At 68.9% G+C, this 11,539-nt stretch carries 9 protein-coding genes, 3 tRNA genes, 1 pseudogene and 1 riboswitch; of the genes and pseudogenes, 7 read left to right on the forward strand and 6 right to left on the reverse strand.

The annotated features are described in order from the left end of the window. Nucleotides 1–15: 15 nt before the first annotated feature. From RF646_RS10985 to RF646_RS11000, 4 genes are all read left to right on the forward strand, one after another. A tRNA-Glu gene (locus RF646_RS10985) sits at nt 16–88 on the forward strand. A gap of 89 nt (nt 89–177) precedes the next feature. Next, a tRNA-Asp gene (locus RF646_RS10990) sits at nt 178–251 on the forward strand. Nucleotides 252–326: 75 nt separating this feature from the next. Beyond that, nucleotides 327–399, forward strand: a tRNA-Phe gene (locus RF646_RS10995). A 363-nt stretch (nt 400–762) separates the two neighbouring features. After that, nucleotides 763–1,218, forward strand: coding sequence for a hypothetical protein (locus RF646_RS11000; protein ID WP_368835980.1), 456 nt, complete (start codon nt 763–765; stop codon nt 1,216–1,218). A gap of 81 nt (nt 1,219–1,299) precedes the next feature. On the opposite strand, the gene RF646_RS11005 is transcribed toward RF646_RS11000, so the two are convergent. The 3 genes from RF646_RS11005 to RF646_RS11015 all read right to left on the reverse strand — a co-directional run bounded on the left by RF646_RS11005 (nt 1,300) and on the right by RF646_RS11015 (nt 5,008). Continuing rightward, on the reverse strand, nt 1,300–2,946 hold the full coding sequence (locus tag RF646_RS11005; protein WP_240919150.1) for a glycoside hydrolase family 13 protein: 1,647 nt from the start codon (nt 2,944–2,946) through the stop codon (nt 1,300–1,302). A gap of 337 nt (nt 2,947–3,283) precedes the next feature. Then, complete coding sequence (locus RF646_RS11010) at nt 3,284–4,198, reverse strand: hypothetical protein (protein WP_064846459.1); 915 nt, start codon at nt 4,196–4,198, stop codon at nt 3,284–3,286. A 3-nt stretch (nt 4,199–4,201) separates the two neighbouring features. Further along, nucleotides 4,202–5,008 carry an exodeoxyribonuclease III gene (locus RF646_RS11015; RefSeq protein ID WP_064846570.1) on the reverse strand — a complete coding sequence of 269 codons (807 nt, stop codon included), beginning with the start codon at nt 5,006–5,008 and terminating at the stop codon, nt 4,202–4,204. A 415-nt stretch (nt 5,009–5,423) separates the two neighbouring features. Here RF646_RS11015 and RF646_RS11020 point away from each other — a divergent pair, with 415 nt between their 5' ends. Next, nucleotides 5,424–6,683: a phosphatidylserine/phosphatidylglycerophosphate/cardiolipin synthase family protein gene (locus RF646_RS11020; RefSeq protein WP_368835981.1), complete on the forward strand. Its 1,260-nt coding sequence runs from the start codon at nt 5,424–5,426 to the stop codon at nt 6,681–6,683. A 108-nt stretch (nt 6,684–6,791) separates the two neighbouring features. Here RF646_RS11020 and RF646_RS11025 read toward each other — a convergent pair. The 3 genes and pseudogenes from RF646_RS11025 to nadE all read right to left on the reverse strand — a co-directional run bounded on the left by RF646_RS11025 (nt 6,792) and on the right by nadE (nt 10,067). After that, nucleotides 6,792–8,098: pseudogene (locus tag RF646_RS11025) on the reverse strand (LLM class flavin-dependent oxidoreductase). Nucleotides 8,099–8,168: 70 nt separating this feature from the next. Beyond that, nucleotides 8,169–8,933, reverse strand: coding sequence for a 3-oxoacyl-ACP reductase (locus tag RF646_RS11030; RefSeq protein ID WP_368835982.1), 765 nt, complete (start codon nt 8,931–8,933; stop codon nt 8,169–8,171). 45 nt (nt 8,934–8,978) lie between these two features. Beyond that, a riboswitch (TPP riboswitch) is annotated at nt 8,979–9,110 on the reverse strand. Between the two features lie 129 nt (nt 9,111–9,239). Further along, the gene (nadE, locus tag RF646_RS11035) at nt 9,240–10,067 is read right to left on the reverse strand and encodes an ammonia-dependent NAD(+) synthetase (protein WP_368835983.1); all 828 of its coding nucleotides are present in this window, start codon (nt 10,065–10,067) and stop codon (nt 9,240–9,242) included. A 143-nt stretch (nt 10,068–10,210) separates the two neighbouring features. On the opposite strand from nadE, the gene RF646_RS11040 reads away from it, so the two are divergent. Together RF646_RS11040 and RF646_RS11045 are read left to right on the forward strand one after the other, a co-directional pair. Next, nucleotides 10,211–10,993 (forward strand): enoyl-CoA hydratase, encoded by a 783-nt coding sequence (locus tag RF646_RS11040; RefSeq protein WP_098053563.1) that lies wholly within the window; start codon nt 10,211–10,213, stop codon nt 10,991–10,993. A 124-nt stretch (nt 10,994–11,117) separates the two neighbouring features. After that, a complete protein-coding gene (locus tag RF646_RS11045) occupies nt 11,118–11,519 on the forward strand; it encodes a molybdopterin-binding protein (RefSeq protein WP_064846464.1) in 402 nt (133 codons plus the stop codon). Nucleotides 11,520–11,539: the final 20 nt, after the last annotated feature.

The following is an 11,539-nucleotide window of genomic DNA, read 5'->3' on the forward strand; positions in this document are numbered from 1 at the left end:
TCGGACGGCGTTCTGGCCCCCATCGTCTAGCGGCCTAGGACACCGCCCTTTCACGGCGGCGGCACGGGTTCGAATCCCGTTGGGGGTACGTTTTCCCGTGCGAGGTACCGCGGGGTGAGCGATTTGCACAGTGAGTCGTTCGTCCTGGTAGGATATTCACTCGTTGGAAACAATCAAGGCCCTGTAGCGCAGTTGGTTAGCGCGCCGCCCTGTCACGGCGGAGGTCGCGGGTTCAAGTCCCGTCAGGGTCGCTCAGGCGGCGATGAAAAGGAAACTTTTCGCGCCGTTGCGGCATATCACCGGATGTTGCCTCCGGGAACGTGCCTGGCTCTGTAGCTCAGTTGGTAGAGCGTACGACTGAAAATCGTAAGGTCACCGGATCGACGCCGGTCGGAGCCACTGAACCCCCGCGTGGCTTCTACACGCGGGGGTTTCTTCATGTCTTCCCGCTTCTCGGAGCGGCCCGACGTTCGCCGGGCGGGTCCCTCGAAGTAGCTCGGCATGGGCCGGGCGGTATCTTCGACCAGCACTGCTGCGGGTTGGTGGCGTGGTGGTGGCGTGCACCCGACCTCCAGGGTGCGCCGAGGTTGGGACCCTAGCGTGGAGAGGGCCGTTCGCGGACGCTGCGGAAGGACTGCGCGGTTCCGCTGCGTCGGTCCGGCAGCCCTGGGCCAGCGAGCGCAGCGGGTTCCGACGGCGCGGACGGCCGTAAGAGGCGTCGTCGTCGCAGCGGGACCCGACGCCGGATCGGAAGGATCAGCTGTGAATCACCAAGTGCGCGCACTGCTGGCGGGGGCCGGTCTCATCGTGCTCCTCACGGCGTGTGACGCGCGGCAGGGCCAGACCACCACGATCGAACTCTCACCCATCACGCCGTCCGCGAGCGCCGCGTCCCGCGCGCCGTCCGCGAGCCCCGCGGACACCCAGACGTGCTTCGACGTGGCCGAGGTCTACAGCGGGCTGGAGCTGCTGCCCCTCACCGATCGCAGCGAGGACGAGGACGCGAACGAGGACACCCTGGAACAGGCCCTTGAGTCCGTCAGCCGGCTCCGTGGGAAGCTCCCCGCCGAGGTGCGTCCGGCGTTCGAGGACGTCCGGGACATCCTCGACGACGCCGGCGCCACCCTCCAGCCCTCGGAGGCCGTGCGGATCCACCGGGCGTTGGAGCCGGCCGAGTCGTGGTTGCGGGCTAATTGCGCGAGCACACCGCGCCACTGATCCCGAGGTCCGTTCCGAGATCCGTTTTGCCCTTCGCCCCGGGCTTCGCCCTTTAGACGGGGGTCAGCCTCGGCGCGGGGATCACGTCAGGCGCAGCCAGACCGCGCTGTCCACGCTCAACCGGTCGTTGACCACGGCGTTCTGGCCACTCGCCAGAAGCAGCTCACCGCGGGAGAGCTCGTCGAAACCGATCTCGCTCTCCCCGAGGTTCGCGGCCACCAGCACGGTCTCGCCGGTCCCGCACGACATGGTGTAGGCGAGGACATCCTGGTCACCCTCGCTCAGGGGATGCCACGCGAACTCGGCCGTGCCCAGTTCCAGGTCGTGCCGGAGTTCCAGAGCCCGGCGGTACAGGTTGAGCGTGGACTGCGGGTCACCCAGTTGGTGGTCCACCGTGATCCCAGCGAAGGACTCGGGCTGCGGCAACCACGGATCCGGACCGAAACCCAGCCCGTCACCCACGGGAGCCCACGGCAGGGGGACGCGAGCGCCGTCGCGCCCCAGCTCCGAACCCGCGGTGCGATGGAAGGTAGGGTCCTGCCGCGCGGCATCCGGCAACTCGGTGTGCTCCGGCAGACCGAGCTCGTCGCCCTGGTAGATGTACGCGGAACCCGGGAGGGAGAGCTCCACGAGGGCGGCGGCGCGCGCCCGGCGCAGCCCCTGACCGGCGTGCGGTTGCTCGTCCTGCGCGCCGATCCCGTTGGGGTAGGCCGTGCGGGAGCTCAACCCGTAGCGCGAGGCGTGGCGGACCGTGTCGTGATTGGAGAGCACCCACGTGGACGGCGCGCCCACGGCCGCATTGGCGCGCAGGGAGATCTCGATGGTGTCCCGCATGCGGTCGCGATGCCACCCGGCCACCAGGAAGTCGAAGTTGAAGGCCTGCTGCGCCTCATCCGGGCGCACATAGCGAGCCAGGCGCTCGGCGGGGCCCACCCATGCCTCCACCACGAGCATGCGATCGCCGGGGTACTCCTGAAGCACCGTGTGCCAGTCCCGGTAGATCTCGTGCACCCCGTCCTGGTCGAAGTAGGGGCCGGTGTCCATGGTCTTGCTGGGGCCGTCGGGCTCGTCCTGGGCGCCCTGGGCATCCGTGCCCTCGACCATGTGGACCTGCTCGTCCCAGTCCGGCAGGCCCGGGGCCTTGATCATGCCGTGGGCCACGTCCACCCGGAAACCGTCCGCCCCGCGGTCCAGCCAGAACCGCAGGATCGCCCGGAACTCCTCCCACACCTCCGGGTTCTCCCAGTTGAGGTCTGGTTGGGAAGAATCGAACAGGTGCAGATACCACTGCCCGTCCGGCACCCGGGTCCACGCCCGGCCCCCGAACAAGGACTTCCAATTGTTGGGCGGCTCCTCGCCGTTCTCGCCCCTGCCCTCGCGGAACATGTAGCGGTCCCGCTCCGGGGAGCCCGGCTCGGAGGTCAGGGCGGCCCGGAACCACTCGTGGTCCTCGGACGTGTGATTGGGTACCAGGTCCACGATGATCTTCAGGCCCAACCGGTGCGCTTCCTCCCGCATCCGGTCGAAGTCCTCGAGCGAACCGAAGCGCGGATCCACGGTGCGGTAGTCCGCGACGTCGTACCCGGCGTCGTGCTGCGGGGAGAGGTAGAACGGGGAGAGCCACACCGCGTCCACGCCCAGGTGCTTGAGGTATGGCAGCTTCTGGGTGACCCCGCCCAGGTCCCCCATGCCGTCCCCGTTGGAGTCCTTGAAGGAGCGGGGATACACCTGGTAGATGACGGCGTCGCGCCACCATTCGGTGCCGGTCGCGGTACGGGCACTGGTGTCGCTGGCGCTGGCAGTGGAGACCGAGGCGGTCTGGTCGGACCGGGCGGAGGGAGCCGTGGTGCGGTGGTCGGAGTGCGTTGAGGGGTCGGAAGTCACGGGATCCAGGCTACCCATCTCCCACGGGGCCTCGCAGCCACCGCGCCACCATCGCCGAACGTCCCCCCGCTTTTACTCAGCTAAAGCAGATTTTCGGACGCTGAGCTGCTTTAGCTGAGTAAAAGCGCAGGGATGGGTTGGCGCGGATGCGTCGGACGACGGCCCGCCGCCCCTCCGCGCCTCAGTTCGCCTGCTGCAAGTGGGCCAGCGGTGCCCAGCGCATGAAGATCCGGCGCAGCGCCGCGGTGGCCGCCGCCAGATCCCCTTCGCGCAGCAGTTCCACGGCGTCCGCCATGTCCCGGGGGCTCTCGTCCGGTTGGAGCCGATCCGCGATGGACCCGTAGTCCAGGCTCACCACGGAGGCAGCGCTGAACGCGCCCAGCCACCGCCCCAGGCGGGTGAGGTCCTGCGCGAACGCCGCAGCCTGGCGCGCCTCGTCCGGGAGGTCGTGCTCGTCAGCGCCCCCCGAGGCTTGCTGAGCGGCGTCCTCCACGGTCTGGGCGGCCTGGATCACCCGGCGCGCGGCGGTGTCCGCGGGGGCGATGAGTCGGTGCACCTCGTGCCCGGAGTGGTAGGAGGTCACGTGGTCCTCTGGGGCGAAGGCCGCGAACCACGCGAGCGGGACCACGTACGCGGACTCACGGGTGTACACGGGGTCGAACGTCTCGCGGGACGTGGCCTTCGCAGCGTCGCTGACCTGCTTCTCCGGAACGAGTAGCGGCAGCAACTGGGCGCTGTCGTCGTTCTCCGCGGCCGTGAACAGGCGAAGGGATCGACGCAGCCGTTGCGTGGGGTGGAAGACCGGGAAGTCGCCGGTGGGTCCGGGCAGGCGCCGTGAACCGGCGGGTGCGGTGGAGAACGGCATGGTCCACAGCGGCTCGCGTGCGGGCGGGAGCAACGGCTGGGAGGTGTCGGACAGTCGGGCCAGTTGCTCCGAAAGTTCGTGCACGCCCGCGGTAAAGGGGTCCAGGGCGCGGGGGATGCCGGGTGCGTAGGCGGCGTCGAGATCCTGCTGGGGCACGTAGATCCGCAGCGCGAAGCGCATGGGCGGGCCCGTGATGCTGCGGTAGGCGCTGCCCACGTTGATCAGGGGCATGGCTCAGTCGATCTCGATGACGACCGGGGCGTGGTCGGACGCGCCCTTGCCCTTGCGCTCCTCGCGATCGATCCACGCGTCCTGTACACGGGCCGCGAGCGCGGGGGAGCACAGCTGGAAGTCGATGCGCATGCCTTCCTTCTTGGGGAAGCGCAGCTGCGTGTAGTCCCAGTACGTGTACACGCCCGGCCCGGGGTGGCGCTCGCGGACCACGTCCTGGAACCCGGCGTCCTCGATGAACGCGTTGAAGGCCGCGCGCTCGGGTTCGCTCACATGGGTGTACCCGCCGTCGCGGAAGAGCTGGATGTCCCACACGTCCTCGTCACGCGGGGCCACGTTCCAGTCACCCACAAGTGCGATCTGGGCCTGCGGGTCCTCCTGCAGCCACTGTTCGGCGTGGCCCTCCAGGACGCGCAGCCACTCGAGCTTGTACGGCATGTGGGGGTCCTCCAGGCCGCGACCGTTGGGCACGTAGAGGGACCAGATCCGCACGCCGTCGCACGTGGCGGCGATCGCGCGCGCCTCCTGGGCGGGTTCCTGGCCGGGTTTGCCGAACGTGGGCTGACCGGGGAACGTGCGCTCCACGTCCTTGAGCCCCACGCGGGACGCGATGGCGACGCCGTTCCACTGATTCACGCCGAAATGCGCCACTTCGTAGCCCGCGAACTCGAACAGCTCCCATGGGAAGTTCTCGTCCTTGGCCTTGGTCTCCTGGATGGCCAGGACATCCACGTCCGAGCGGTCGAGCCACGCCTCGATGCGGTCGGCGCGGGCGCGGATGGAGTTCACGTTCCACGTGGCGATTCTCATGGGGTCCACCGTAGCGAGCCGCGGCCCACGCTGGGAAACCGCGGGCGGACGACGGACCGGGTTCTCGTACGAGGGACCGAGCGGATCGGTTCCGAAGGTGTTGTCGCAGGCCTGCGGGGCAGTGGACTCCACGGCTTCGCCGGCCTGGTCCTGCGCCTCGTTCGCGGCCTGGCTGGCCTCGCTCGTGGTGACGTCCGGGGCCACGGATGCGGCGGCGCCCGGGTTCTGTGTGGCGGCGTCGCCCACGAGGTCGTCCTTCCACGAGGGCTTATGGGACGGGGTGGATTGCCATTCGGCGGATTCCCGCCGCGTAACACCTCAGTGCCCCTGGCCGCGGGACGGGCGGTGTGAATTCCCAGGGCTGGTCCGGTCATGATCCGGGACGCGCCATGTGACGCCGCAGTAGTGTGAGGTCATGGACGCAAGGCGGGCGCTAGCCGAGATCAGAGAACGCCGTATCCTCCTGAAAGCGGCCGGTGCGGGTGCTGGTGCCCTGCTGGGGGCGCAGGCCGTGGTGATCGCCTCGCTCGCCGGGCTCGACTGGTGGAAGCGTCACGGGCGTCAGCAGCGTGACGCCCCGCACCCCGGGACGTTCAATGCGCACGTGCAGGACTCGGACATCACCATCTACACGTCGGGTGAGTCGGTGTACGAGGACATGCTCGATGCCATCGACAACGCCCAGCACTCCATTCACATGGAGACGTTCATCTGGAAGAACGACGAGACGGGTCAGCGCTTCCTGGACGCGTTCAACCGGGCTGCGGATCGGGGCGTGGAGGTGTTCATCATCTACGACGGGTTCGCGAACCTCGTGATCCCGTCCTCCTTTTACGACTTCTCGGACCGGGTTCATGTGTACCGGATGCCGGTGGTGCGCCGCCCGTTCTGGAAGGGGCCCCTGCGGTTCTCGGGCTTCAGCCATTCCAAGATCCTGGTGGTGGACGACAACATCGGTTTCGTGGGGGGCTACAACTTCGGTTCTCTCTATTCCCGGCAGTGGCGGGACACGCATATCCGGGAGATCGGGCCTGCGGTATGGGGGTTACGCAGCTCCATCGCGAGCGTGTGGAACGAGGACCGGGACCCGGAACACGCCATCGACTGGGTGGCGCCCAAGAATTGGGACCCGGAGGTGCGGGTCTCCGCGAACCTGCCCATCCAGCTCGTGTACCCCATCCGCGAGATGTACATGAACGCGATCAACAGGGCGCAGCACCACATCTGGGTGAACACGCCCTACTTCATCCCCGACCAGCAGATCCTGGACTGCCTCCTGGACGCGGCCGTTCGCGGGGTGGATGTGCGGATCATGGTCCCCAAGGACTCCAACCACATCCTGGCGGACTGGGTGTCCCGCGGGTTCTACGGCCAGTTGTTGGAGGGTGGGGTCACCATCTTGCTGTACGCCGCCTGCATGATCCACGCCAAGACCGCCACGATCGACGGCGAGTGGTCCACCGTGGGCACCGCCAACATCGACCGGCTCTCCCTCTCGTTCAACTACGAGACCAACGTGGAGATCGTGGACCCGGATTTCGCGGCCGAGATGGAGAAGGTCTTCCTCGCCGACAGCGAGCACTGTGAGGAGCTGTCCTCGCCCCAATGGCGCGATCGCCACCCCATGGCACGGGTCGCCGAGACGATCCTGGTACCGCTGCGCCCGTTCCTCTGACCGGACCTTTCCGATCGGCGACGACGCCGCTGACGCCACCGACGATGCCGCCCCGCCCACCGTGCGGGGCGGCGTCGTCGTCCTGTGGCGGGGTTGCGCAGCGGGGCCTCAACCCCGCGTGAGGTGACCCCTCAGCGTGGTGGCGGTGTACGCGGTGCGGAACAGGCCGCGGCGCTGGAGTTCGGGGACCACGAGGTCCACGAAGTCGTCCAGGGAGTCCGGCTGGACGGGCGGCATGAGGTTGAAGCCGTCCGCGCCGGCGTTGTCGAACCATTCCTGCATGCGATCCGCGATGGACTCCGGGGTGCCCACCATCGTGCAGTGACCCCCGCCGGCGGCGAGGCGGCCGAGCAACTGGCGGACCGTGGGGCGCTCGGCCTCGATGATCCGCAGGATGGTGCTGTAGCGGCCCTGCGGACCGGTGAACTCCTCCAGGGGCGGCAGCGTGGGCACGGGCGCATCTAGGTCCCACTGCGCGCAGTCCTGCTCCACGAACGTGGAGAGCTGTGCGAGCGACTGCTCCACAGGGAGCAAACGGTCCACGCGGGCCTGCTTCTCGAGGGCCTCTTCGTGCGTGCGGCCCACGTACGTGACCAGACCGGGCATCACGATCACGGAACCGGGATCACGCCCGGCGCGGGCCACTTCGGCCTTCACCGCCGCGTAGTACTCCTGCGCGGCGGGCAGATCGTAGGCCACGGCGTAGATCCCCTCTGCAAAGTCGGCCGCGAGTGCCTTGCCGGGCCCGGAGGCACCCGCTTGGAAGAGGACCGGTTCCCCCTGCGGGGAGCGCGGGACCGTGAGGGGTCCGTCCACCAGGAAGTGGCGGCCCTCGTGGTCCAGGCGGTGCAGCTTGGAGGGGTCCGCCCACTGGCCCTCGGGGTCCGCGGTGACGGCGTCCTCGTCCCAGCTGGCCCACAGGGCGCGGGCCACCTCCACGAACTCGCGGGCGCGTTCGTAGCGCTCGTCCTTGGGCGGCATGGCCCGGTAGCCGTGGTTGCGGGCTTCCGCATCCCACATGGAGGTCACCACGTTCCACCCCGCTCGCCCGCCCGAGATGTGGTCCAAGGACGCGAGCATCCTGGCCGCGTGGAACGGGGTGAAGAACGTGGTGGACACCGTGCAACCAGGCCGACGCGCTCGGTGGCCCGCGCCATCGCGGACAGCGCTGTCAGGGGTTCCAGGCTCCAGCGGGGCCCGCCGGAGACGTCACCCACGCTGTGCCCGTCCGCGAAGAACACCGCGTCGAACAGACCGCGTTCGGCAGTCCGCGCGAGCTCCTCGTAGTAGGCGATGTCCGTGAGGCGGTGCACCGGGGAGCCCGGCGCGCGCCACGCGGCCTGGTGGTGGCCGGCCCCGTAGAGGAAGGCGTTGAGGCGCAGCGTCCGGGCGGGTGTCCCGGGCGGCTGGTTCACCTGGGCGGGACGGGTGGACGCCGCAGGGGCGGCGGACGGGGTCCGCGCGGTGTCGTGCGGGGCGGCCATGTCAGTCCATCACCAGTCCACCGTCGACCACGAGGTTCTGCCCGGTGACGCCGCGGGACCAGTCGGAGGCGAAGAAGAGGGCGGTGTCCGCGAACTCCTCCGGGGTGGTGACCCGACCCAGGGGCGTACCGGCGGCAATGGCGTCGAAGACTTCGGCCGGGGTAGCGGCACTCGCGTCCGTGGTGCGTAGCAGGCCACCGGAGATCATGTTCACGGTGATGCCCAGGGCCCCCAGGTCCTTGGCCGCCGTACGTGTGAGGGAGAGCAGGGCGGCCTTGGCTGCGGTGTAGTCGTGGTAGGGGACCACGGGGTTCTGGAAGAGATTGGTGCCGATGTTGATGATGCGCCCGTGTCCGGACCGGCGCATCCCCGGGACGACCGCCTGGATCACGTTGAGTCCGCCCACGACCGCGCCGGTGAACTGCTGGGAAAGATCCTCGGCGGCGAGGTTTTCGAGCGAGGGGCGGGCGTCCCCGTTGAAGCTGAAGTCCACCAGCGCGTTGTTCACGGCCACCGTGATGGGCGCGCCGAAATGGTCCTGGGCGAGTGCCACCATCTCCTGCACCTGCCCGGCATCGGTCACGTCCGCCCGAACGGCAATGACCTTGTCCTCACCGAGTTCGCGCACCAGTGAGCGGGCGCGGTCCTCGCTCGCGTGGTAGTTCACGACCACCCGGGCGCCTTCGCGGGCGAAGGCTCGGCTGAGGTGTTCACCCAGACCCCGGGCTCCTCCGGTGATCAGGACGATGGTGGTGTCGATCCGCATGCTCACTCCTGTGGCTCACGGCGAAGAACGCGGTGCGCCACCCGTGCGGTGCCACCGTGACATCCCTTCGCCAGTACTAACTGGACAGGTTCGACGGGTGTCATCTCAGCCATTGCCTCCAGGGCTCCCCGGCCCGGTGGGTCGTGGGAACGTGCAGCGGCACCCCGTGTCACTGGGCCCAGTCTAAGCACAGGGGTCCGGACCGGGGTCGCGCACGGCGCAGGCCGTCGGCGGGCATGGCCAATGCGGTTGTCCAGCGCAGTCAGGCCAGGGTCGTCCCCTTGGGTATCGCGCGGGCGGGGAGGATCAGCCCTCCCGCCACCACTCGTCCGCCGGGGTCACCGGGACCGTGCGCTTGTGGCGGGTGCGCAGGAACGTGCTTTCGATCTTGCGGGCCACCTCCTCGGGGACGTCCTTGCCCTCGAGGAAGTCATCGATGTCGTCGTAGCGCAGGCCCAGCTCGTCCTCGTCCGTGCGCCCGGGGTTCTCGTCCAGGAGGTCCGCGGTGGGGACCTTGCCCACGAGTTGCTCGGAGGCTCCCAGGTACGCGAGCACCTGGCGGTTCTGCCGTTTGTTCAGCCCGCCCAGGGGCAGGACGTCCGCGCCGCCGTCGCCGAACTTGGTGAAGAACCCGGTGACCGATTCCGCCGCGTGATCCGTGCCGATCACCAGCAGGTTGTGGTCCCCGCCCACCGCGTACTGCGCCGTCATACGCACGCGGGCCTTGGTGTTACCACGGGTGAAATCGGTGAGCTGCTCACCGGTCGCGGCACCGTAGGCGGACTCGAAACCGCGGACGGCCGGCGCGACGTCGTACGTGATGACCCGGTCCGGTTGAATGAATTCGAGCGCCGCCTGGGCGTCGGCCTCGTCGTGCTGGATCCCGTGAGGCAGTCGCATGGCCACGAACTCGGCCTTGATCTCGTCCTCGCGCAGTTTCTCGACCGCGAGCTGGGCCAGGCGCCCGGCCAGGGTGGAGTCCACGCCGCCGCTGATCCCCAGGACGAACCCCGCGGTGTGCGTGGCCTTGAGGTAGTCGCTCAGGAAGTCGACGCGGCGTTGGGCCTCCCGCTCCGGATCGATCTGCGGAGAGACGCCGAGCTCGGCAATGATCTGTGCTTGCAATTCACGCATGCGTCCATGCTAGTGGCCGGTTCCCGCGGGGACAGGGGCCTACCGCCGGCCCGTCCCGTGGCCCGGAGGACGGAGGACGGAGGCCGGCGCTGGGCCCCCACGCTCGGACCCGCCCCCCGGAGGACCTATGAGATGCTGATCACATGAACGAGAACTCCTACGAGACCATTGAAGTCCGCCGCGAGGGACGCGTGGGTGTCATCACCCTGAACCGTCCCAAGGCACTGAACGCGCTGAACGAACAGACCATGCGGGACGTGGTGGCCGCCGCGACCGAGCTGGACCGTGACTCGGGGATCGGCGCGCTGATCCTCGCAGGTTCGGAGAAGGCCTTCGCGGCCGGTGCTGACATCAAGGAGATGTCCGGCAAGTCCGCGTCCGATATGTACCACGAGGACTTCTTCGCGGGGTGGGACGCTTTCGCCCGGCTGCGCACCCCCAAGATCGCCGCGGTGGCCGGTTACGCGCTCGGCGGTGGGTGCGAGCTCGCGATGATGTGCGATCTGATCCTCGCCGCGGACACTGCAGTGTTCGGTCAGCCCGAGATCGCCCTGGGTGTGATCCCCGGGATGGGCGGCACCCAGCGCCTCACCCGCGCCGTGGGCAAGGCCAAGGCCATGGACATGATCCTCACCGGACGGCAGATGCGCGCCGAGGAAGCCGAGCGTTCCGGTCTGGTCTCCCGCGTGGTCGCAGCGGACGAGCTCATGGACACCGCCCTGGAGGTCGCCGGAAAGATCGCGGAGATGTCCAAGCCCGCGGCCCAGCACGCGGTCGAGACCGTCAATGCCGCGTACGAGTCCGGGTTGTGGGCCGGCGTCCAGCACGAGCGGCGGGTCTTCCACGGGCTGTTCTCCACCGCGGACCAGAAGGAGGGCATGTCCGCGTTCGCGGAGAAGCGTAAGGCGCGGTTCTCCCACGAATGAGCCCTGTAGGGGACGACGACGCCGCGCGGCCCGGTCCGCGCGGCGTCGTCGCGTGTCAGGTCAACACTACGCAAGTGCGGTTCAAACACGGCCGTGGTTCCGCAGATGCGGATAAACTCCTCCCATGACCCACCTCCGTATCTCCCAGGCCGCGACCTTCGTGGGCGTCAGCGATGACACCGTCCGGCGGTGGATCGAGCAGGGCACGCTCACCGGGCACAAGGATTCCGCGGGGTACGCCGTGGTGGACGGCGCCGAACTCGCGGCATACGCGCGCGACAACGCCGTGAGCCCTCAGGATCCCGCCGGGGTGAACAGTTCGGCGCGCAACCGCCTCGTGGGACTCGTGACCGCCGTGACCTCCGATCCCGTGATGTCCCAGGTGGAGCTGCAGTGCGGCCCGCACCGGATCGTCTCGCTCATGAGCACGGAAGCGGTGCGTGACCTGGGGCTGGAACCGGGGTCCGTGGCCACGGCCGTGGTGAAGTCCACCGCGGTCATCGTCGAGACCGAGGGGCGCAAGTGATGGGGCGCGCGGCGACACGC

The sequence above is a fragment of the Kocuria sp. CPCC 205261 genome (genome assembly GCF_040981025.1).
Lineage (GTDB): Bacteria > Actinomycetota > Actinomycetes > Actinomycetales > Micrococcaceae > Kocuria > Kocuria marina.

What these genes read in the sequence shown, in the direction of transcription:
- RF646_RS11045 (WP_064846464.1), top strand. Translation starts at nt 11,118, where the DNA reads ATGACCCACCTCCGTATCTCCCAGGCCGCGACCTTCGTGGGCGTCAGC.
- RF646_RS11040 (WP_098053563.1), top strand. Translation starts at nt 10,211, where the DNA reads ATGAACGAGAACTCCTACGAGACCATTGAAGTCCGCCGCGAGGGACGC.
- RF646_RS11030 (WP_368835982.1), bottom strand. Translation starts at nt 8,933, where the DNA reads ATGCGGATCGACACCACCATCGTCCTGATCACCGGAGGAGCCCGGGGT.
- nadE (WP_368835983.1), bottom strand. Translation starts at nt 10,067, where the DNA reads ATGCGTGAATTGCAAGCACAGATCATTGCCGAGCTCGGCGTCTCTCCG.
- RF646_RS11015 (WP_064846570.1), bottom strand. Translation starts at nt 5,008, where the DNA reads ATGAGAATCGCCACGTGGAACGTGAACTCCATCCGCGCCCGCGCCGAC.
- RF646_RS11010 (WP_064846459.1), bottom strand. Translation starts at nt 4,198, where the DNA reads ATGCCCCTGATCAACGTGGGCAGCGCCTACCGCAGCATCACGGGCCCG.
- RF646_RS11020 (WP_368835981.1), top strand. Translation starts at nt 5,424, where the DNA reads ATGGACGCAAGGCGGGCGCTAGCCGAGATCAGAGAACGCCGTATCCTC.